The organism is Streptomyces sp. G7(2002), from assembly GCF_028870195.1.
In the GTDB taxonomy this organism is placed as follows: domain Bacteria; phylum Actinomycetota; class Actinomycetes; order Streptomycetales; family Streptomycetaceae; genus Streptomyces; species Streptomyces nigrescens.
Genome location: NZ_CP102609.1, coordinates 581,923 through 603,452 on the forward strand (window position 1 = coordinate 581,923; position 21,530 = coordinate 603,452).

General features: G+C 69.3%; 18 protein-coding genes and 1 pseudogene. 5 read left to right on the forward strand and 14 right to left on the reverse strand.

Going from position 1 to position 21,530, the window contains the following annotated elements; genetic code table 11:
• Nucleotides 1–17 precede the first annotated feature (17 nt).
• Entirely contained in the window at nt 18–785 is a 768-nt protein-coding gene (locus tag NUT86_RS02550) for a GNAT family N-acetyltransferase (protein WP_274733089.1), read from the forward strand.
• A gap of 95 nt (nt 786–880) precedes the next feature.
• On the opposite strand, the gene NUT86_RS02555 is transcribed toward NUT86_RS02550, so the two are convergent.
• The 3 genes from NUT86_RS02555 to NUT86_RS02565 form a co-directional block, all read right to left on the reverse strand.
• Nucleotides 881–2,710, reverse strand: coding sequence for an ABC transporter ATP-binding protein (locus NUT86_RS02555; protein ID WP_274733091.1), 1,830 nt, complete (start codon nt 2,708–2,710; stop codon nt 881–883).
• A 150-nt stretch (nt 2,711–2,860) separates the two neighbouring features.
• Nucleotides 2,861–4,471 carry an alpha/beta hydrolase gene (locus NUT86_RS02560; RefSeq protein ID WP_274733092.1) on the reverse strand — a complete coding sequence of 537 codons (1,611 nt, stop codon included), beginning with the start codon at nt 4,469–4,471 and terminating at the stop codon, nt 2,861–2,863.
• A gap of 304 nt (nt 4,472–4,775) precedes the next feature.
• Nucleotides 4,776–5,033: a hypothetical protein gene (locus NUT86_RS02565; protein ID WP_093636300.1), complete on the reverse strand. Its 258-nt coding sequence runs from the start codon at nt 5,031–5,033 to the stop codon at nt 4,776–4,778.
• Nucleotides 5,034–5,249: 216 nt separating this feature from the next.
• Between NUT86_RS02565 and NUT86_RS02570 the strand changes: the two genes are divergently transcribed.
• Nucleotides 5,250–5,999, forward strand: a complete 750-nt coding sequence (locus NUT86_RS02570; protein ID WP_148587896.1) for an SOS response-associated peptidase — start codon at nt 5,250–5,252, stop codon at nt 5,997–5,999.
• Between the two features lie 151 nt (nt 6,000–6,150).
• Here NUT86_RS02570 and NUT86_RS02575 read toward each other — a convergent pair whose 3' ends face one another.
• Nucleotides 6,151–8,001 (reverse strand): glycoside hydrolase family 35 protein, encoded by a 1,851-nt coding sequence (locus NUT86_RS02575; protein WP_274733093.1) that lies wholly within the window; start codon nt 7,999–8,001, stop codon nt 6,151–6,153.
• A gap of 224 nt (nt 8,002–8,225) precedes the next feature.
• Between NUT86_RS02575 and NUT86_RS02580 the strand changes: the two are divergent.
• Nucleotides 8,226–8,830, forward strand: a pseudogene (locus NUT86_RS02580) (pyridoxamine 5'-phosphate oxidase family protein).
• Nucleotides 8,831–8,956: 126 nt separating this feature from the next.
• Here the strand turns inward: NUT86_RS02580 and NUT86_RS02585 are convergent.
• Nucleotides 8,957–12,331, reverse strand: a complete 3,375-nt coding sequence (locus NUT86_RS02585; RefSeq protein WP_274733095.1) for a pyruvate carboxylase — start codon at nt 12,329–12,331, stop codon at nt 8,957–8,959.
• A 249-nt stretch (nt 12,332–12,580) separates the two neighbouring features.
• The gene (locus NUT86_RS02590; RefSeq protein WP_274733097.1) at nt 12,581–15,001 is read right to left on the reverse strand and encodes a SpoIIE family protein phosphatase; all 2,421 of its coding nucleotides are present in this window, start codon (nt 14,999–15,001) and stop codon (nt 12,581–12,583) included.
• Nucleotides 15,002–15,249: 248 nt separating this feature from the next.
• On the opposite strand from NUT86_RS02590, the gene NUT86_RS02595 reads away from it, so the two are divergent.
• Together NUT86_RS02595 and NUT86_RS02600 are read left to right on the forward strand one after the other, a co-directional pair.
• A complete protein-coding gene (locus tag NUT86_RS02595; RefSeq protein ID WP_266437186.1) occupies nt 15,250–15,891 on the forward strand; it encodes a protein-L-isoaspartate(D-aspartate) O-methyltransferase in 642 nt (213 codons plus the stop codon).
• Nucleotides 15,892–16,103: 212 nt separating this feature from the next.
• On the forward strand, nt 16,104–16,676 hold the full coding sequence (locus NUT86_RS02600) for a DM13 domain-containing protein (protein WP_274733099.1): 573 nt from the start codon (nt 16,104–16,106) through the stop codon (nt 16,674–16,676).
• A 142-nt stretch (nt 16,677–16,818) separates the two neighbouring features.
• Here NUT86_RS02600 and NUT86_RS02605 read toward each other — a convergent pair whose 3' ends face one another.
• The 8 genes from NUT86_RS02605 to NUT86_RS02640 form a co-directional block, all read right to left on the reverse strand.
• Nucleotides 16,819–17,586, reverse strand: a complete 768-nt coding sequence (locus NUT86_RS02605) for a hypothetical protein (protein WP_274733100.1) — start codon at nt 17,584–17,586, stop codon at nt 16,819–16,821.
• A 193-nt stretch (nt 17,587–17,779) separates the two neighbouring features.
• Nucleotides 17,780–18,010, reverse strand: a complete 231-nt coding sequence (locus NUT86_RS02610; RefSeq protein WP_274733102.1) for a hypothetical protein — start codon at nt 18,008–18,010, stop codon at nt 17,780–17,782.
• A 197-nt stretch (nt 18,011–18,207) separates the two neighbouring features.
• Nucleotides 18,208–18,687, reverse strand: coding sequence for a hypothetical protein (locus NUT86_RS02615; RefSeq protein ID WP_274733104.1), 480 nt, complete (start codon nt 18,685–18,687; stop codon nt 18,208–18,210).
• A gap of 137 nt (nt 18,688–18,824) precedes the next feature.
• Nucleotides 18,825–19,283: an SRPBCC family protein gene (locus tag NUT86_RS02620; RefSeq protein WP_159491564.1), complete on the reverse strand. Its 459-nt coding sequence runs from the start codon at nt 19,281–19,283 to the stop codon at nt 18,825–18,827.
• A 283-nt stretch (nt 19,284–19,566) separates the two neighbouring features.
• Complete coding sequence (locus tag NUT86_RS02625) at nt 19,567–19,974, reverse strand: hypothetical protein (protein ID WP_159491562.1); 408 nt, start codon at nt 19,972–19,974, stop codon at nt 19,567–19,569.
• A gap of 23 nt (nt 19,975–19,997) precedes the next feature.
• The gene (locus NUT86_RS02630) at nt 19,998–20,381 is read right to left on the reverse strand and encodes a hypothetical protein (protein ID WP_159491560.1); all 384 of its coding nucleotides are present in this window, start codon (nt 20,379–20,381) and stop codon (nt 19,998–20,000) included.
• A gap of 35 nt (nt 20,382–20,416) precedes the next feature.
• On the reverse strand, nt 20,417–21,112 hold the full coding sequence (locus tag NUT86_RS02635; protein WP_274733109.1) for a hypothetical protein: 696 nt from the start codon (nt 21,110–21,112) through the stop codon (nt 20,417–20,419).
• 23 nt (nt 21,113–21,135) lie between these two features.
• Nucleotides 21,136–21,471: a hypothetical protein gene (locus tag NUT86_RS02640; protein ID WP_266437164.1), complete on the reverse strand. Its 336-nt coding sequence runs from the start codon at nt 21,469–21,471 to the stop codon at nt 21,136–21,138.
• Nucleotides 21,472–21,530: the final 59 nt, after the last annotated feature.

Here is a 21,530-nt window from a genome sequence, read left to right on the forward strand (position 1 = left end):
ACCGAACGGACGCGGCCATGGCTGAAGCTCTCTTGCTCGTTCGCGCCCGGGCGCTGTGGGCGGAACTGGCAGGCACACCAGCCGAGTTCATCTCCTCAGGAGGGGCAAAGGTTGTGGTCGCGCCCAGTTCGCGGCTGGCTCCGCCGTCGTGGACCGGGGTCGTACGGATCGGTGACGCTGCCCTCGTCACAGCGCCGACCGTACGTACCGCCGAGATGGTGGCCGATGCCGCGCGGAAGATGCCCCCCGAAGAGCTCGTCGACATCGCTCGTCTGCGTGCGGTGCTGCCCGTACTCGATGTCCTCGGCCCGGCTTCGCTCTTCTATCTCGGCCGGGACGGCTTCCTTCCTGCGCATGAAGGTACCGCGGTCGAGCAATTGCCGATCGGTGACAGCAGCAGTGACAGTGACGGTGCCGGTGGTGTGGCCGCCCTGCTGGCCCGGTCCGGGAAGGAGGAGGCCGACGAAAGCGGCCTGGAGGACATCTCCTCTCCCGCGTTCTGTCTTCGCCGGGGCGATGAGGTGGTGGCGGCGGCCGGGTACCGGTCCTGGCCGCGGTCGGTGGCTCACCTGAGCGTGCTGGTGGCCCCGCACTGTCGGGGCCGGCGCCTGGCCCGCGTCGTGGCGTCCGCAGCAGTGGCCCATGCCCTCGATGCCGGGTTGCTGCCGCAGTGGAGAGCACGGCTCTGTCCCTCGCAGCGTGTGGCCGTCGCTCTGGGGTTCCAGGAACTGGGTACCCAGCTCAGCGTTCGGCTCGGCGACGCCCCCCTCAGCCGGGGCCGGTGAGCACAGAGTCCCGCCTCTTCCGCAAAAGCCATGTCGCCTGAGTACAGCCGGCCCGAGGCCGGCGCCTGCGGACCCGTAGCGCTCAGGGCCGACGGTCAGGTCGCCTGCGGTCGACTGCCTCCGGATGTCACGGAGACGGCCTCCGCCTCCGGGGCCGGCGCGGGGCCCGTGGAGATGTCCAGGGCCTCCACCAGTTCGCGGTACAAGAGGTCCGTCTCCAGCAGCTCCTCGTGGCTGCCCTGGACGCGGACACGGCCCGCCTCCATCACCACGATGGTGTGCGCGTCGATCACGGTCGACAGCCGGTGGGCGATCGTGACCACCGCACCGGCGGCGGCGCGGGAACGGATGCAGTCGTGGACGGCGGCCTCGGTGATCCCGTCGAGCTGGGCGGTCGCCTCGTCGAGAAGCAGGACGTCGGGGGTGCGTAACAGGGCCCGGGCCAGGGCGATGCGCTGGCGTTCGCCGCCCGAGACGGTCGTGGTGGACAGGGTGGTGTCGAGGCCGTCGTCGAGGGCGTCGATCTTCTCGGCCAGCCGGACGTCCCGCAGAACCCGGCGCAGTTCCTCGTCCGTCGCGTCGGGGCGGGAGAGCAGCAGATTGTCACGGATGGTCCCGGGCACGATCGGAGTGTCCTGCTCCACGTACGCCAGTCGGGCCCGGATTTCGTCATGGGTGAGGTCGCGGTAGGGACGGCCGTCCAGGAGCAGTTCGCCCTGCGTCGGCTCCAAAAAGCGCAGGACGAGGGAGAAGAGGGTCGTCTTGCCGGCTCCCGACGGGCCGACGATCGCGGTGTGTCCGCGCCGTGGGACGGCCAGGTCGATGCCCCGTACGGCCGGCTCGGCGTCGGGGCCGTAGGCGGCGGTGACCTGCCTCAGTGCCAGTACGGGCACGTCGTGCCGGTGATCCAGGCCGGTCCGGGGCGCCGGGTGGGCGGCGGTGCTCTCGGTCTGCAGGTCGTCGGTCTCGCGGATCCGTTCCGCGGCCGCCATGCCGGCCTGTAGCGCGGTGACATTCGAGCTGAGTTCGGTGATCGGGTCCATGAGCCCGAACGCGTACAGCAGGAAGGCGATCAGGCTGGAGACCTCCATCTGCCCCTCACCCACCCGCCAGGCGCCCACGCCCAGAATCACGATGATCGCGAGCTCGATTCCGGACCACGAGACCGTCCAGGCCAGCGCCTCGCGGCGGACCGCACGGATGCCGTACTCGGCCGAGGCCCGCGCGTCGGCCGCGATCCGCTCGGCGGTGCGGTCCTCGGCGCGGCTCACCTTCACCGTCCTGATGGCACGCAGTGTGCCCTCCAGCGCTCCGCCGAGCCGGCCGAGATGCTCCTGGGCCCGCTGCTGAGCCGTGGCGATCCCGGGCATCAGGACCGCGAACAGCACACCGACCAGCGCCACCGACGCCAGCGTGGTGCCGAGCAGTACGACGTCGAGCACGCCCATCAGGACGAGTGTCCCCAGGAGCATGACCGTCCCGTTGATCAGGCCGACCAGCGCGTCGGTGGCGGCCTCTCGCAGCAGCACCGTGTCGGAGGTGACCCGGGTAACGAGCTCGCCGGTAGGGCGTCGGGTGATGGCCGGCACGGTGGCCCGCAGGAAGCGCCGCACCATCGACTCACGGGCCTCCAGCACGACACGCTCCCCCACGGCACCGAGGAGCGTCCACTGCCAGAACCGGACGGCAACGCCGACCACGAGCAGCACCAGCAGGGCCGCCAGGGGCCCCTTCAGCGGCGACGCATCACCCAGCGCGTCGAGCACCCACTTCGTAACCATGGGCGTGGCCAGCCCCAGCGCCGACGCCACCAGGGCCAAGAGCAGTGCCCGTATCAGCGCACCCTTGTGGGGGCGGGCGAACGACCACAGGATCCGCAACCGCGGCACGGCCGCATTCCGGGGGACGGATTGACGATCAGTCATGCCCCTGAGTGGAATGTCCACGCTCCACAAGGGTCAAGCGAATTTCATTCCGGTGTGGCGCGTTTCCGTACGGCCGCGCCGGTCGCTGAGGGCTTTCGAGGAGAGCAGGCCGCCGCTCAGCCGCCACGCACGTGCGCCGGCCTCCCCCTGTCAGCGCGGGCAGTTGGCGGTCTTGTCCGGGAGCTTCCCCCCGACCAGATACCTGTCGACGGCACGGTCGGTGCACGTGGACGCATCCTCCGCTGCGTACGCCCCGTGTCCCTGGCCCTTGCGTACGAGCAGCGAGCTGTTGCCCAACTGCCGGTGCACCGCCTGCGCGTTCTCCAGCGGAGTGTTTACATCGTCGGTGTATGACACCAGCAGCACCGGTGCCGCCCCGGAGGCCTTGACCGGATCGGCCCCACCGGTGGGGGCGACCGGCCACGTCGCACAGTCGATCATCTGCCAGGCGTAGTAGCGACCGAAGAGCGGCGACTGCTTGGCGAACGCGTCGGCGGTGTCCAGCATCTCCTTCGGGGACTTCGGCGCGGACGGCGAGTCCAGGCACAGCACCGCCGGCATGCTCGAGGACTCGTTCTCCTCGGCCTGCTCCTCCTGCGGCGTCAGGCTCTCGGCACCGCTCTCGTCGGCCGTCCCGGCCTCAAAGCGCTCGAAAGCGGTCCCGTCCCCGCCCAGGGCGGCCACCAGCGCCGTGGTCAGTTCCTTCCAGCTCTCTTCCGCCGTCACGCCCATCTCCAGATACATGGACAAGGTGGCGTCGTTGATCTCCTCGCCGTCAGCCCCTCGGAGCGGCTCCTGCTCCAGCTTCTTGGCGAACTCGGTGAGCCTCCGCCGAATCTCCTGGGTCGTGGCTCCCAGACGGTCGTCCCCGCGCGCGACGAGGTCCTGGGCGTATCGACGCAGCGCGTCATCGGAGGTCTTGACGTCGAGCCGGGTGACCTGCTGCAAGTCGGCGTCGGGGTTGACGACACCGTCCAGCACCATCCGGCCCACTCTGCCGGGAAACAGCTTCATGTACTGCTGGCCGATGAAGGTGCCGTAGGAGACGCCGGTGTAGTTCAGCTTGGCGTCCCCCAGGACCGTACGCAGCACATCCAGGTCGCGGGCGACGCTCACGCTGTCCATGTGCGCGAGAACAGCACCGCTGGCCTTCTTGCAAGCCTGGGCACGCCTGGTCGCGTCGGAGAACGCCTCCTCGGCCTCCGCTTCGGTGCGCGGCGGGTCCTCGGGGCCTTGCGCCACGCCGTCGGGGCACTTGATCTGCCCGGAGCCGGCTATGCCTCGTGGGTCGAAGCCGACCAGGTCATAGCGTGCCCGGGCCTGTCCGCCGGCCTGCCAGTTCCCACTGGCCACGTCGGCCGCACCGCCCGCGCCGGGCCCGCCGGGGTTGAAGAGCAGTGACCCCAGCCGATGCCCCTGGTCCTTGGCCGCCACCCGCGACACCCGCAGTTTGACGGTCTCACCGTCCGGGGCGGCGTAGTCCACAGGCACCTTCACCCAGCCGCACTCCGCGCCGGGCACGGCCTCGGGGGTGACGTCCGCGCCACAGGCCGTCCACTGGACCTTCTGCTGGGCGAAGCGCGCGGGCAGCACCGGGGCGGACGCGTTCTTGCCCTTCGCGTCGTCGGGCCGGGACGCTGCGGCGCCACTGACGCCGCAGGCCGTCACCACCAACGTGGTGGCGGCCAGCACACCAGCGGTCAGGGACTTGGGCCTGAACTTGGGCTTGAACTTGGACCTGGACCTGCGGGGTATGGACATCAATCGCCGTTCTCGCTCTCTCGCTGCCCCCCCGGGAAGCATGCGCATAGGCGGCGCCCCCCGCTATCGCCCCCGTCACACTCGTGGTAGGGACATACGCAGCGCTGCGGGGCGGACACGCACCGCAATAGGGCGGCCTCCAGTAGCGAGGCAAGAGCTAGTGCCCATCGTTGCGGTCGCCGCCGACCGGGATCACGGTGAGTGGGGAGTCGTACCCGTCGGTGATCAAGCGCTTCTCGGACCGGCCACCAGCCGGCCACGATGCGCCGGCGTCACGGCCACCCGCTCGTTCACGACACCGCGATCAGGAAATGACCCTCACGGTCAGCCCGTAGTCCAGCTCTGAACCGTCGACGAGCAACGCCTCGACCGTGCGCGTCCGGGGGTCGATGTCGGCCACGATCCCGTGCCCGACGTAGCGAGGGTAGCCCGAGGCGCCCGTCTCGCCCGTCGCCTCGACGACCGCCGATCGGACGGCTGAGTCCTCCACCGAGGCACCGCCCCTGTCCTCAACATGTTCGGGGATCAACAAGATCGTGAAGCGCTGCGGCTCTCTAGTCACGCTCCGATATTTAAGTGCCTGTGCCACCAGCCGTGGGGCAGGCGCGCGGCAGCGGAGTCGCGCATGCGGGCGTGCCTTGAGGATCTGCCCACAGTTCTGCCCGAAGATCTGCGGTCGGGGAAGCGGGCCGGTATCGCGGCCGGCGGGCAGGCTCGGCACGTCAGACGAAGACGTGGGTGACCTGGCAATGCCCGGTGGCGTGGCAAGGTGGACGGTATGTGCGGTCGATTTGTCTCCACCCGCGGTCCGCAGGATCTGGTCGACCTGTTCGACGTGACGCGCTGGGATCCCGGCCAGGCGCTCGACCCGAGCTGGAACGTGGCCCCCACCGATGACGTGTGGTCGGTGCTGGAACGCGTCGAGCGCGACACCGGCGAGATCACCCGGCAGTTGCGGCCACTGCGCTGGGGGCTGGTGCCCTCGTGGGCGAAGAACCTGAGCGTCGGCGCGAAGATGATCAATGCCCGGGTGGAGACGGTCGCGGAGAAGCCCGCCTACCGCCGGGCCTTCGCCAAGCGCAGGTGCCTGCTGCCGGCTGACGGCTTCTACGAATGGCAGGCCGTCGCGGCGACCGAGACGACCAAGGCCCGCAAGCAGCCGTACTTCATCAGCCCCGAGGACGGCCGGGCCATGGCGCTCGCCGGTCTGTACGAGTTCTGGCGCGCCCCCGACGTCTCCGACGACGATGCGCCGGGGGCGTGGTGGACCACCTGCACGATCATCACCACCGAGGCCACCGACGCCGCGGGACGCGTCCACCCGCGGATGCCGCTGACCATCGCCCCCGGCGACTGGAGCGCCTGGCTCGACCCCGCACACCAGGACCCCGCCGAGCTCCGCGCGCTGCTGACGGCTCCGGCCGCAGGACACCTCGACTCCCGTGCCGTCTCCACCGCGGTCAACAGCGTACGCAACAACGGGCCTCACCTTCTGGACGAGATCACCGAGCCCCCGTCTGACGGCTGACCGCTGACCGCTGACGGCTGACGGCTCACGGCTCACGGCTGACCTCGACGCGTCGGTGCTGTGCTGCCGTCGGCGCGAATTCGACGGCCCGCTCGGTCGGATGAGTACAGACGGCCCACTGCAGGGCCGGCGCGCCTGATGGGTCGCAGCGCTAACCGATGTCGGGCTCGGACCGTACTTCGATCCGGTCCCCCGTCCGCTCCATCTCCAGGACGACGAGCTCGTTCCGCCCCCGCCGCCACAGATGGCTCGGTGCGTACAGGGTGACCTGCGGCCCGAGGGACCAATAGCGGCCGAGCGCGAAGCCGTTGAGCCACACCATGCCCTTGTCCCAGCCCGGAAAGGCGAGGAAGCCGTCCGCGGGGGTGTCGACATGGATCCGGGTCCGGTGGAACGCGGGGCCGGTAGGGGTGTTTCCGCTGCCGAATTTCAGAGCCGAGAGGTTGTCCAGGGGCAGCCGGCGGATCTCCCAGTCGCTCAGTTCCCCGTCGTCGAGGAGTACCTTGCCGCTGATCCCCTTGGTGTCGTTGAAGTTATGGCCGAAGTTGATCCGCCCGGTGGGGTCCACCAAGAGGTCGAGGGTGCTGGATGTGTCGGCCACGGTGAAGTCGACGGTGTGGTCCGGCTGGTTGCGGTCGAAGGTGCCGATGCGCTTGCCGTCGCCGAACACCAGCGCACGGTCGCCCAGGCCCGTGATCCTCAGGGCTTTGGTCCCCTGCGGCGCCCGTACCCGAGTGCGGTAGTGGATCAGTCCGTACGGCTGCCCGAGCGCCTCCATATGGACGGGAGCGGTATGCCGTACCGGAGTGCTCAGTGCGTCGAGCGTGTCCATCAACGGCACCGACTCGCGGACGGCGACCCTCTGGGGCGGCATGCGGCGCGGTGTGGCCGGCAGGGGCGTGTCCGGCAAAGTGGTGTACTTGGCCAGCACTTCACGCACCTTGTGGAATTTCTCGGTGAGTTCGCCGGATTCGCTGATCGGGGAGTCGTAGTCGTAGCTGGTGACGGTGGGCTGGTAGGCGCTGCCGGTCAAGTTGGCACCCGCCGACCAGCCGAAGTTCGTTCCGCCCACCGCCATATAGAAGTTGATCGACGCTCCCGCTTCGAGGAGCTTCGCCACGTCGGCGGCGGTCTGTGCCGGGTCGGTGGTGTGGTGCCGCTCTCCCCAGTGGTCGAACCAGCCGTCCCAGAACTCCGTGCAGAACAGGGGCTTGTCCGGCTGGAATTTACGCAGTTCAGCGAAGGGTCCGGTGGGGTCCCCGGCGAAGTTGACGGTCGACAGGAGATCGGGGAGGCTGCCGGCCCTCAGCGCTTCCTGGGTGGCGCCGTTGGAGCAGAACAGCAGGCTGTCCACGCCCTGTGCCCGCATGGTGTCCCGCAGATGTTCCAGGTGCGCATGGTCGTCGTCGTAGCTGCCGTACTCGTTCTCGACCTGCATGGCGATGATGGGCCCGCCGCGTGTGGCCTGCAGATCGACCAACCGGGGCAGGAGTTCGGCGAACCAGTCGTCAACCGCCCGTTCGTAGGCGGGGTCGGAGCGGCGCAGCGGCGCGTCCTTGTCCTTGAGGAGCCAGGCCGGCAGACCGCCGAAGTCCCATTCCGCGCAGATGTACGGTCCCGGTCGCACGATCACCTTGAGCCCGGCCTCGTCCGCGGTCCGTACGAAGGCGGCGACGTCGCGCCAACCGGTGAAGTCGGCCTTCTCCTCGTACGGTTGGTGGAAGTTCCAGGCGACGTAGGTCTCCACCGTGTTCAGACCCATGGCCCGCATCCGCAGCAACCGGTCGCGCCAGTCCTTGGGATGCGTCCGGAAGTAGTGGAAGGCACCCGCGAGGATCCGGAACGGCTCGCCGTCCAGCAGGAATTCGTCCCCGCGGATGGTCAGCCCGCGCGGGTTGTCGGCCTGGGCGAAGGCCGTACGGCCGCTGCCCAGGGCGACACCCACGGACGCGCCGGTCACTATGGCCGCGCTCAGAAATCTACGTCGGCTGAACTGCGTCATGCCTGCTCTCCTCGACTCGACTTGCCGTCACCCAAGGTTCGAACATGTTCAGTGGTGCGCGCTTCTGTGCATTGAGAGTGTTATGTAGAACAGAAACGAGCACAAGGGTTCGTGACCGAGCACGGTGAACCAGGCGGACGGGGCGCGGACATACGGGCCCAGGGCGCGCGATCCCGGCGGCCTTCGCCGAGTAGGAGGATTCAACGCCCCGTCATAATCGGCCCATGGGAGAGAGCTACGAGCGAATAGACGGCAGGCTGCGTGCCTTCATCGAGGCGCAGCACATCTTTTTCACCGCGACGGCGCCGCTGGACGGCGACGGTACCGTCAACCTTTCACCGAAGGGCCTGAACGGCTCGTTCGCCGTGCTCGACGAACTCACCGTGGCCTACCTCGACTTCGCCGGCAGCAACGCCGAGACGATCGCCCATCTGCGGGAGAACGGCCGCATCACCCTGATGTGGTGTGCCTTCGAGGGGCCGCCCAACATCGTGCGTGTGCATGGCCGCGGGGAGCCGGTCTTCCGCGACGATGCGCGTTGGGCCGGGCTGATGGGGTACTTCCCGGACATCGACCCGGCCGTGCACGGTCTGCGGGCGATCATCGTCGTGACCGCCGAGAAGATCCGCGACACCTGTGGGTACGCGGTCCCGTTCATGTCCTACGGCCAGGACCGCCCGCTGCACGCCTCGCGCTTCGCGCGCGAGACCGATGAGTCGCTCGACGGTACTTCCAGAAGAAGGAGCATGTCGCGACCAGCATCGACGGCCTGCCGGGATTGCCGCTGCCGCTGCCACCACTCCCGTCCACCGCACAGCACCGGTCATAGGGCGATGCCACGCGGTGTCCGCCCGGCCCACCGGTGGGCCGGGCGGATTCACCCTGTTTGAAGACCGTGGTCAGCCGGGCCGCTCGCTAACGGCGCCTTCGGTCGCCTTCGTTCGTGCGAGGCGAATCACTTGATGTCGACAAGGAGATCGCCTCCCTCCACCTGCTGGATCTGGTTGATGGCCAGCCTGGCCACCCGCCCGGCCTTCGGGGCGGTGATCGCGGCTTCCATCTTCATCGCCTCGATGGTGGCCACTGTGGTGCCGGCCTCCACCTCGTCGCCCTCGGCCACCGCGAGCGTCACCACTCCGGCGAACGGTGCGGCGACATGGCCCGGGTTGGCCCGGTCGGCCTTCTCCGTCACCGGTACGTCGGCGGCCGCCGCGGTGTCGCGTACCTGGATCGGCCGCAGCTGGCCGTTCAGGGTGGACACCACGGTGCGCATACCGCGTTCGTCGGCCTCGCCGACGGCCTCCAGCTCGATCAGGAGACGTACGCCCGGCTCCAGATCGACCGCGTACTCCGTTCCGGAACGCAGGCCGTAGAAGAAGTCCTTGCTGTCCAGCACGCTGGTGTCGCCGTAGGCCTGACGGTGTGTCTCGAAGTCGCGCGCCGGCCCGGGGAACAGCAGCCGGTTGAGCGTCGCGCGCCGGTCCTGCTCCAGTCCCCCACGGTCCTCCGCGGTCAGTTCCTGCACGGGCCTGGGTTCGGCGCGGCCTTCCAGCGCCTTGGCGCGGAACGGCTCCGGCCATCCGCCGGGCGGGTTGCCCAACTCGCCGCGCAGGAAACCGATGACGGAATCGGGGATGTCGAACTCGTTGGGCGTCGCCTCGAAGTCCGCCGGCTTCACCCCGGCGCCCACCAGGTGCAGCGCCAGGTCCCCGACCACCTTGGACGACGGGGTCACCTTCACCAGGCGGCCGAGAATCCGGTCGGCGGCGGCGTACATCGCCTCGATGTCCTCGAAGCGGTCGCCCAGGCCGAGCGCGACCGCCTGCGTACGGAGGTTGGAAAGCTGCCCGCCGGGGATCTCGTGGTGGTACACGCGGCCGGTCGGCGAGGCCAGGCCCGCCTCGAACGGCGCATAGATCCTGCGGACGCTCTCCCAGTACGGCTCCAGGTCCCCGACCGCCTTCAGATCCAGCCCGGTGGGCCGCTCGGAGTGGTCGGTCGCGGCCACGATCGCCGACAGCGAAGGCTGCGAGGTGGTGCCGGCCATGGACGCCACCGCACCGTCCACCGCGTCCGCGCCGGCCCGGATCGCGGCGAGGTAGGTGGCCAGCTGGCCGCCCGCGGTGTCGTGGGTGTGCAGGTGCACCGGCAGGTCGAACTCGCGGCGCAGGGCCGATACGAGCTTCTCGGCGGCCGGAGCCCGGAGCAGCCCTGCCATGTCCTTGATGGCCAGGACATGGGCGCCGGCGTCCACGATCTGCTCGGCCAGGCGGAGGTAGTAGTCGAGGGTGTACAGCCGCTCGGACGGGTCGGACAGGTCGGAGGTGTAGCACAGGGCGACCTCGGCGACGGCCGTTCCGGTCTCCCGTACCGCGTCGATGGCGGGCCGCATCTGCCCGACGTCGTTGAGCGCGTCGAAGATCCGGAAGATGTCGATACCGGTGGCCGCGGCCTCCTGCACGAAGGCGTCCGTCACCTCGGTCGGATACGGCGTGTAGCCCACGGTGTTGCGGCCGCGCAGCAGCATCTGCAGGCAGATGTTCGGTGCGGCCTCACGGAGCGCGGCCAGGCGCTCCCAGGGGTCCTCGGCGAGGAAGCGGAGCGCGACGTCGTAGGTGGCGCCGCCCCAGCACTCCAGGGACAGCAGTTGCGGCATCGTCCGCGCCACCACCGGGGCGACGGCGAGCATGTCCTTGGTACGGACCCGGGTGGCGAGCAGTGACTGGTGGGCGTCGCGGAAGGTGGTGTCGGTGACTCCGATGACCGGTGACTCGCGCAGCCACCGGGCGAACCCTTCCGGGCCCAGCTCGGCGAGCCGCTGCCGGGAGCCGGCGGGCGGTTCGATGGCGGGCAGGGGCGGCAGTTTGGTGATCGGGTCGATCAGCTCGGGCCGTGCACCGTGCGGCTTGTTCACCGTCACGTCCGCGAGGTAGGTGAGCAGCTTCGTACCGCGGTCGGCGGAGTGGCGCGCGGTGAGCAGGTGCGGGCGCTCTTCGATGAACGAGGTGGTGACCCGCCCGGCCCGGAAGTCCGGGTCGTCGAGCACAGCTTGCAGGAACGGGATGTTCGTGGCCACACCGCGGATGCGGAACTCGGCCACGGCACGGCGGGCCCGGCCGATGGCGGTGCTGAAGTCCCGGCCCCGGCAGCTGAGCTTGACCAGCATCGAGTCGAAGTGTGCGCTGATCTCCGTACCGGCGTGCGTGGTGCCGCCGTCCAGGCGGATCCCCGAGCCGCCCGGCGAACGGTAGGCGCTGATCCGGCCGGTGTCCGGGCGGAACCCGTTGGCGGGGTCCTCGGTGGTGATACGGCATTGCAGCGCGGCGCCGTGCAGCTCGACCGTGTCCTGCGTGAGGCCGAGATCGGGCAGCGACTCACCTGCGGCGATACGCAGCTGTGCCTGTACGAGGTCGACGTCGGTGACCTCCTCGGTCACCGTGTGCTCGACCTGGATGCGCGGGTTCATCTCGATGAAGACGTGGTTGCCGTCGCGGTCGAGCAGGAACTCCACGGTGCCCGCGTTGCGGTAGCCGATCTCCCGGGCGAACCGCACGGCGTCGGCACAGATCCGCTCGCGCAGCGCCGGGTCGAGGTTCGGCGCGGGCGCGAGTTCGATGACCTTCTGGTGCCGGCGCTGCACCGAGCAGTCACGCTCGAAGAGGTGGATGACCTCGCCCTGCCCGTCGGCGAGGATCTGCACCTCGATGTGGCGGGGGTCGACGACGGCCTTCTCCAGGAAGACGGTGGGGTCGCCGAACGCGGACGCGGCCTCGCGGGCCGCCGCCTCGATGGACTCACGCAGCATGCCGGGGTCCTCGACGCGGCGCATACCGCGCCCTCCGCCGCCGGCGACCGCCTTGACGAACACGGGGAAGCCGATGTCGTCGGCGGCACGGACCAGTTCGTCCACGTCGCTGGAGGGCTCCGAGGAACCGAGCACCGGTACGCCGGCCGCGCGCGCGGCGGCCACCGCGCGCGCCTTGTTCCCGGTCAGTTCGAGCGTCTCCGCGCTCGGCCCGACGAAGGTGATGCCCGCTTCCTCGCACGCACGCGCAAGGTCGGGGTTCTCGGACAGGAACCCGTAGCCCGGGTAGACCGCGTCCGCGCCCGCCCGGCGCGCGGCACGGACGATCTCCTCCACGGAGAGGTAGGCACGCACCGGGTGTCCCGGCTCGCCGATCTCATGGGCCTCGTCGGCCTTCAGCCGGTGCAGTGAGTTGCGGTCCTCGTGCGGGAAGACGGCAACGGTTTTCGCGCCCAGCTCATAGCTCGCGCGGAAAGCGCGAATCGCGATCTCACCACGATTGGCGACCAGTACCTTGCGGAACATGCTCGATCCCTTCAGCCTGCCGTTGACGGACACCGTAATGTCCTGGGCTGGCGGATCAGCCACCGGGCCCACGGTGACTTGTTACCTGACCAGGCGCAATGTAACTCGGCAACGGGTCAGCAGGAACCCTGCCAGAGGTGGCGAAACACGTCGACACCCGGACACCCGGTGTTTCCCGCCGAACCCCGTCTGAGCTGCGGAAACACCGGTCAGCCACACAGAAGGAGTGAGATCGCACTCCTCTCGTCGTCACGGCAGCGGCTGCTCGGTCCAGATGGTCTTGCCGTTGCGCACATAGCGGGTGCCCCAGCGTTCGGTGAGCTGGGCGACCAGGAAGAGGCCGCGGCCGCCCTCGTCGGTCGTGGCGGCGTGGCGCAGATGGGGCGAGGTGCTGCTCGGGTCCGAGACCTCACAGATGAGGTGGCGGTCCCGGATGAGCCGGAGGGTGACCGGACCACTGCTGTAGCGGTAGGCGTTGGTGATCAGTTCGCTGACGATCAGCTCGGTGGTGAACGCCACCTCCTCCAGCCCCCAGTCGTTGAGCTGGGCCACCGCGAGCGTCCGGCCCTCGGCGGCCGCGGCCGGCTCCGCCGGCAGCTCCCAGGTGGCCACCTTGTGTGCGGCCAGGCAGCGGGTGCGGGCGGTGAGCAGTGCGATGTCATCGCCGGGCCGGTCGGGCAGCAGCGCGTCCTCCACCGCCTTGCAGGTGTCTTCCAGCGAGCGGGAGGGGTCGCTCAGCGCCCCGCGCAGCAGCTCCAGGCCCTCGTCGACGTCCCGGCGCCGGGCCGCCAGGAGCCCGTCGGTGTAGAGCGCGAGCAAGCTGCCCTCGGGCAGTTCCAGCTCAGCTGCTTCGAACGGCAGGCCGCCGAGCCCGAGCGGTGGGCCGGCCGGCAGGTCGGGGAAGGCCACCCGTCCGTCCGGTGTCACCACCGCGGGCGGCGGATGACCGGCGCGGGCGAGGGCGCAGCGCCCGCTGACCGGGTCGTAGACCGCGTACAGGCAGGTCGCGCCGACGACCTGCGGGGCACGTTCGCCGGTCGCCTCCTGCTCGGGCGCCAGCCGGTCCACGAGGTCGTCCAGGTGGGAGAGGACCTCGTCCGGGGGCAGATCGAGGTTGGCGAGGGTGTGGACGGCGGTACGCAGCCGGCCCATGGTGGCCGCCGCGTGGATGCCGTGGCCGACCACGTCGCCGACGACGAGGGCGACCCGCAGCCCGGAGAGCGGGATGACGTCGAACCAGTCGCCGCCGACCCCGGCAGCGGCGTCGGCCGGCAGATACCGGTGGTCGATCTCGACCGCCGGGTGCTCGGGCACCTCGCTCGGGAGCAGGCTGCGCTGGAGCGTGAGCGCGGCCTGGTGCTGCTGGGTGTAGCGGCGGGCGTTGTCGATGCAGACGGCGGCCCGGGCGGCGAACTCCTCGGCCAGCGTGAGGTCGTCCTCCTCGAACGGCTCGGGCCGCCGCCACCGCCACAGGCTCACCACGCCCAGTACGAGGCCACGCGCGACCAGCGGCACGACGATGAGCGAGTGGACGCCCAGTTCCTGGACCCGCTCGGCCTTGTCCGGGTCAAGGGAGGACCAGCCCGGGGAGAACTCCAGGACCGGTTCGAGGACGGGCCGCCGCTCGGCCAGGCATCTGGTCTCCGGGGCCCCCGGTGGGGGGTGCCTCGTGTGGCCCACCGGATGCATCACCCGGGAAGCCTCGGGTGCGATGCTCCGGACGGCCGTCCTGACCAGGGGAGCCCACGCCTCCTGGCCCGGCTCCTCACCACGGGTCACCGGTTCCAGCAGGTCGACGGAGACACAGTCCGCGAGGTCGGGGACCGCCACCTCGGCCAGCTCGCGCGCCGTGCGCTCCACGTCGAGGGTGGTGCCGATACGGGCACCGACGTCGTTGAGGAGCGCCAGTCTGCGCCGGGCCCGGTAGCGGTCGGTGACGTCCTCCACCATCTGGGTCACGCCTAGGATCCGACCCGCGGGATCCTGCATTCGGAACGCCGACACGGAGACGACCAGCTCCCGGTCGGGGTCGTGCCGCAGACGGCAGGGCTGCTCGGTGAAGATCAGCGGCTCCCCCGTTTCGAGCACCCGTCGCAGCCGCGCCTCCACTGTTTTCGCGTCCCGGCCCATGACGAAGTCGCCGATGCGCAGCCCGCGGTAGTACTCGGCCCGGATGCCGCCGAACCGTGCGATCGCCCGGTTCACCCGCAGCAGGCTCAGGTCGGGGGCGAGCACCGCGAGACCGATCGGGGACCGGCGGAACATCCCGTCCAGGATCGACCGGTCCGTCTCCCACTGGATCACCTGCTCCGCAGGCCCGCCGACGAGAAACCACTCGATACCGCTGTCCACGCGCGCCACCGCCCGGACCCGGCAGCCCAGCTCCACCCGCTTGCCGCCGCGGTCCCGTACGGGGATGACCCCGAACCAGCCCCCGGCACTCAGGCAGGCCTCCACCGCGGACATGACGACGTCTTCATCGCGGGGGTCGAGCAGCACTTCGCGCACCGGCCGCCCGAGGACGTCCTCGGGCGCGTAGCCGAGCAGCGCCTCGGCGCGCTCACTCCAGCCGACGACCCGCCCGTTGCCGTCCAGCACGGCGGAGGCCGAGCGACGCACGGCGAACGGATCGTCCGGGGCCTCGCTGAACGTCGTCACCGGTGTGTCCATCACCTACCACTCTCGTACCGTCCCGGTGCGACTGCGCGTCGGCGCCATGAGCGACCTCCCAGACGGTGATCCGGGTGGCGCAGAGTGCAGGCAGCAGAGCACGATGCCGCGGCCGGCCGTCCGCCCGGGGTGGTGGGGGTTCTTCGACGAGGCCCGCGCCGTCAGGTGGCCGCGGCCGCTGGTAACCGGCCCCGATGAGCGGTCTTCTGGAGCTATGACTCCCGATGAGCTGAGGGAGGGCGGCGGCTATGAGCAAGGACCGGCCGAGCGAGGATCTGGTACGGGCGGTCCGAGCGGCCGGCATCTGTGACGAGCGCCTGCTCCAAGCCGTACGGGCGACACCGCGGGCACCTTTCGTCCCCGCCGCTCACGCGCCGTCCGCCTATCAGGACGTGCCCCTTCCGATCGGGCACGGCCAGGTGACCACCCAGCCCTCGCTCTCCGCCATGATGATCGACGGCCTCGACCTGCACGGCAGGGAACACGTCCTGGAAGTCGGCACCGGCCTCGGCTTTCAGACGGCCCTGCTCGCCCGCCTGGCCGCCGACGTCGTCAGCATCGAATGGTGGCCCGACATCGCCCAGCAGGCCCGGCGCAATCTGGACCGGCAGAACGTTCCCCACGTGGAGCTGCGCGTCGGGGACGGCAGCGCCGGCGTGCCGGACCGCGCCCCGTACGACGCCATCCTCGTATCGGCCGCCTTCCCGGACGTCCCTGCTCCGCTGGTCGACCAACTACGGATCGGCGGCCGCCTCGTACAACCCCTCGGCACGGGCGGGAGCGAGGAGGTCGTGTCCTTCCGGCGGACCGCCTCCGGGCTGGAGCGCCGGCGAGTCCTGACACTCGCCCGCTTCGTCCGCCTCCACGGCCGGTACGGCTATCCACCGTGAGCGCGCCGGGCCACCGCCTTGCACGTGCTGCCCACCTCAGCGCCGACTCGTCCAGTCCACCGGCGCGCAGGATCACGGAGCCCGTGGCCGTCCCATTACCGGAGTCTTACCGCGCCCCCGGATTGCCCCGGAGAAGCGCCCCCGCAGGGTTCCCTAAGGGTGAGGCTGACGGTCGGTTCCGGTCAGCCGGTTCATACGCCTGAGGAGGCCCTGTGTCCCAGTCCCGCAGTGTCCGACTGTCCCGCCGCACCGTCCTGACCGTCCTCCTGGGGTTGGTCGTCGCGGCCGGACTCGGGCTTGCTCTCTTCCAGCCCTGGAAGGCGTTCACCAACACCGAGGTGAATGAGGCCTTGCCGGCCTCCTCCCCCTCGACGCGGACCGAGCCGTCGATGAAGTCGATGAAGGAGTCACCCATGTCTCCCCGGCCGGCCACCGGGCCGAAGGATCTCGCCGAGGGCCGCTTCGTCACCCACGAGCACGCCACCAGCGGAATCGCCCGAACGGTCCGGCTGGCCGACGGCGGCCACGTGCTGCGTCTGGAGGACCTGAAGACCTCGGACGGTCCGGATGTACGGGTCTATCTGTCCACCCGTGACGCCGCCGCGGTGAAGACGGGGCTCGGGGACGGCGCGGTGGAGCTGGGGAAGCTCAAGGGCAATCTGGGCAACCAGAACTACACCGTCCCGGCGGGCACGGATCTGTCGGAGTTCCGCAGCGCCGTCCTGTGGTGCGAGAGGTTCTCGGTCTCCTTCGGGGCCGCCGACCTCTCCCTCGCCACGGGCTGATCCTGTGCCCCTCCTCCACCCGCCCGGAGAGGGGGCGCACCCCGCTCACCCGCGCCTTGCCGTGTCCCCGTCTCACTTGTCCCTGTCTCGCCTGAGGACCCGCCGTCCCATGGCGAACCCGTGGAGATGTTCAGCGCGTGGCCTATTCCCCGTCCCACTTCACCGCGGTCAGGACGGCCCCGCCGTGCCGCCGTGCGTAGCGGCAACTCACCGGGAGGTCGAACAGCACCTCGGCGACTCCGGTGACCGGCCGCAGATCCGCGAGGAGAGCGTCGTCCGGCAATCCGGCCGCCGCGTCCCGCAGCACCGGGTCGCCGGCCGACCTGGCGTCGGCCGCACGGACGGGCTCGACCCGTACGGGATCCCCTACGGGCTCCCCCCACCGGTCGGTGAACGCCGCCCCGAAGGCATTGACGTCCTCCGCGCCTGCCTCCGCCACGGCCTGGTGCACACAGTCACTCAACCACTGGAGCCAGTCGGGCAGCGAGAGTGCCAGCCGGCGGGTGTCGGTGGCGTCCCAGAACTGGAAGACCGGGCCCCAGGCACCGGTGTCCCGGTCGACATCGACATAGAAGTGTCCGTCGCCGTGGTCCAGGTGGACGAACCAGTGACTGCCCGGGCCGCCGGCGTGCTCCAGGTACCAGCCGACGTCGTGGCCGAGATAGTCACCATTGTTGAAGGATTCGGTGAAGTCGATGTGCTCCGCCGAGGTGTGTCCGTTCACCACGGAACGACGCACGGTGATCCGGATGCCGCCGACGGAGCGGAACAGCACGCGGATCTCGGCCGGCACCGGAACCGGCCAGGAGTCCATCCGGGCGTCATCAATCCCGGGCTCCAGCTCCACCAACCCACCGGATATGTCCGGCAGTTGGCGCAACCGCGCCACCACCACGCCAATGTCCGTCATCGCAGTCCCCCTCCGTGCCACGGCAGGACTCTACCGACCGGGTCGGGTCCGGTGGCCACGGGGAATCCGACGAGCAGATCACCGCGACGCGGGAAGGGACGAGGGAAAGGGCGAGGGAAAGGGCGAGGTAAGGGACGAGAGAAGGGGATGGGACGAGGGTAGGAGCGCGACCGCGGGGGCCGACCGCCGGTGACTACGAGGTGTACGTGCAGCCTTGCTTGCCGTAATGCCACTCGTACTGGCCCATCACCCACGGGTCCGCCGTGATCGTGAAGGTGCCGCGCGGGGCGGGACAGTGGAACGTCGTGGTGACGGTTTCACGGCCCGGCGGAGGCTCCGGTGACGCGGGAGCCGCGGAGGCGATGCCGGCACCTCCGGCGCTGAACAGCGCGGTAACGAACGCTATCGCGATGATCTTCTTCATCTTGTTTCCCCGTTCCATCGCGTGCGGGAACTGCCTCTGAGGACGATACACGCAACCACCCAATTCCGGACAAGAGGAAAATTCACCCCATTGTCCGGTTAGGGGTGCGCAGGCCCGGCCGCTGTCCGGGAGGGGTGCGCAGGTCCGGCCGCTACGGGGTCCGGGGCGTCCGGGGCTCGTGGACGGGAGCTGGGTCCTCAGCCGCGCTGGGCATCCGGGCAGTCGGTTTCCACCCACGTGGCAGTGAGGTCGCGGCAGACGACATACAGCGTGCCGGGGCGGAAGGCCACCTCGTGGGAGCAGCCGTCCTCGTGGGGCAGTATCTCGTCCAGGATGACGGTGCCGGGGTCCTCGCTCGCGGGGCCGTGCGGGATCCCGATCCGGAAGTCGGTCACGTCCGTGTAGCGGATGGTGAGGTCTTCGTCGTGCTTCCAGCAGTTGTGCCGGAAGTGCGCCTCGGCATCCGGCTCTTCGGCGCTGGGCAGGCTCAACTGCCGGAGTTTCAGGTCTTTTGTGCAGCGCTTGCTGCTGAAGCTGTAGTGGTCCGGATCGGTGGCGAAGGCCCGGGCGCCGCAGGGCAGGTCGTCCATCAGCTGGGGCAGATGCTCAAGGTAGCGGGCAGGGCTGATGACACCGGTCAGTCCGTTGAACCGGGCGTCGAGGTCTACGTAATCCATTCGCCCATTGAAACCCGCCCCTGTTCAGGTGGGTTGGGGCGGTCGGCCCGCCCCTCCCGGCCGGGCTTACTCTCCCCCGCCGGGAGGGGCGGTCCGGGCGGCCGGCGTCGCCGCGGCAGCCGCGCCGCCGGGGCCAGTCAACCGGGTGTGATCCGGCCGCGCCAGGCTCCGGATTCGGCGCCACGGCGCTCGATATAGCCCTTGAAGCGCCGCATATCGCCCTTGACGCGCCGTTCGATGGTTCCCGACATGTCGGCGGCCTTCTCCGCCACGCCCGAGGGCTCGACGTCCATCACCAGCTCCACCCGCGTATGGGTCTCATCCAGGCGCCGGAAGCTGACCAGGCCCTTCTGCCGCGTGTCGCCGGTGGTGGTCCGCCAGGCGATGCGGTCGTCCGGGAGCTGGTCAATGATCTCGGTGTCGAACTCCCGCCGCACGCCGCCGATTTTGGTGGTCCAGCGGTTGTGCCGGTCGTCGAGCTGGGTGATCTTCTCAACACCCTCCATGAACTTCGGGAACTCCTCGAACTGCGTCCACTGGTTGTAGGCGGTGTGGACCGGGACCTCGACGTCCACCGTCTCCTTCACCGTGCTCATCGCTACGCTCCTCAGTGGTGGCATTGCGCAGGTAACAAAACCCGCGACGCGCATCTCGCGTGGTTCAGCGGGTGCCCGACAGCCGTCTTCTTAGACAGCGCCCACAGGATTTTTCGAGTCCTCCCCGCCCAGCCGGCTACGTGAGATGCGCCGCAGCCGCTGACCGGCACCGGTCGCTACGACTGTTCGTACGGGTCACTGCAGCGCAGGGCCCCCGCGCCGCCGGCACCCCTGAAGGGGACCGGCAGCACGAGGGCCGCCGCTCTTCACCGGGGGTGCCGGGTCAGCAGTTCACCCGCAGGACCTCGGACCCGCTCAGCCACGCGCCCTTGAGCTCGTAGCAGTGATTCTTGTTGGCGTCATCGATGGTGACCGTCTTCGGCGGACCGTCCGTGGAACCGGCGAAGGTCACCTTGACGGTGGCTCCGGTCGCCTCCGCCGGGAAGTACGCCTGCCAGCTTGCCCCCTTGGCCTTGGCGTTGTGGCAGTAGTTCTTCTTCTCTATGCCCGCCGGGCCCTGCCATTCGTAGCAGGTGTCGACGAAATACAGCGCGTCGCTCTTGAATTGAATGAAGTTGTCCGCGCTCGCGGCGGCCGACGGTGCCGTCAGAATTCCGCCACCCAGTGCGAGGGCGAGAGCGGCCGCACCGTACCCGCCCGCCCGCTTCATCCGGCCAGTGATGGCTTTCATCTTTCCGTTCCCCTCATCCCGGCCTAGCACTGCTTCTCGGTGATCTTCGGACCCCAGGTGTAACCGGAAAGCTCGTAGCAGTGGTTGCGCTTCAGGTCGGTGATCTGCGGTGTGATGTTCCCGCCGCCGACCTGTGCGTTCACCGTCACGCTCAGCTCCACGCCGGTCGCGTCGTCCGGTATTTCCACGCTCCAGTCCTGGTTGATGGTCTTTCCGGAGTCACAGCTGTCGGGCGTCTGCGAACCCGTCCACTTGTAACAGGTGTTGGCCACGAACCAGCCCTTGTTGGAGAACGAGATGGAGTGGCCCGAGCCGGCAAAAGCCGGCGAAGCCGTCACCACCGCGCTGCCCAGCGAGATGCCGATGGCGGCGACGGCGCAGACCGCCGTTCTCCTCATTTTCGCCATGACTGCGTCCCTTCGTCTCGTCGGTTCCCGCCGGATCACTGTTCGATCAGCAGCTTTTCGCCGCACTGCACGAGGTCGGAGCCGGCGCGCGGGGCGGCCCCTTCCTTGAGGGGAATTTCCGTACGCACACCGGAAATCTTCGCCCCGCCGAACTTCCCGCCCTGGATGGTGACGTCGGAGGTGACGCGCTCCATGTCGTGTCCCACCTTGAGCATGCCCCGCCAACCCGGCTTCACGGTGACATCGATGCTGCCGGTCTTCGTCTCGGTATGGGTCTCGTTGTACTGGGCGCTGACGCCGATCCCGACACCCTTGGCCAGCTCGATATCGATGTTCCCGCCCACGTTCCAGCCCCAGGCGAACGCGTGCATGCCGCCCATCTGCTCCTTAAGGTCCGTCTGACCCGGACCGCAGTTCTCCAGCGGGCCGGTGCCGGTCCCTGCGTTCTCCACGTCGAACCACTTCGTCACCTTTTCGGGGGTGCCGACCGTTGTCGACGCGCACGAAACCGACTGGCTCTTGCACTGCTCCAGGGCTTCCTTGACCCTGGCCACATCAGTGTCCTTGAGGCCGTTCTTGTATTCGACCGTCGGCGTCGCCTCGTTCACCCACTTGTCCGTGTGACCGTTCACCGTCTTGAGTTCGGGTTCTGCCGCAGCGGCCATCGGTACGGTGAAAGCGACTGCGGTGGTGAGTGCACCGGCGACCACGCCCATGCGCATGAGGTTCATGGCTCTGTTCTCTTTCTTGTATTTCAGCAACCGGTTTCGACCAGCTTTTCCGATCCGAGCAGGCCCTGGATCTCGAAGCAGTGGTTCGTGCTGGTGTCCTTCACGGGGGCGCTGTCCCTGATCGCCCCCCATTTCGACAGCTTCAGGTTGACCACGGCCGAGGTCGCGTCCGCGGGGAAGTACGCGGTCCAGGATTGCCCCACGGGCCTGCCTTCGTGGCAGTAGTCCTTTCCGCTGGTGCCCAGCCACTCGTAACACGTGGTCGCGACAATTCCCGCCTTGTTGGTGATCTTGACGTAGTTGTCGGACCCCGCATGAGCGGCCGGGGCGAGCGCCACGGCGGAAGCGCAGAGGGTCACCCCGGCCGCCAGACTGAATACCGTCCTTCGGGCAGTTCTCAAGGTTCCGGCCTTTCTCT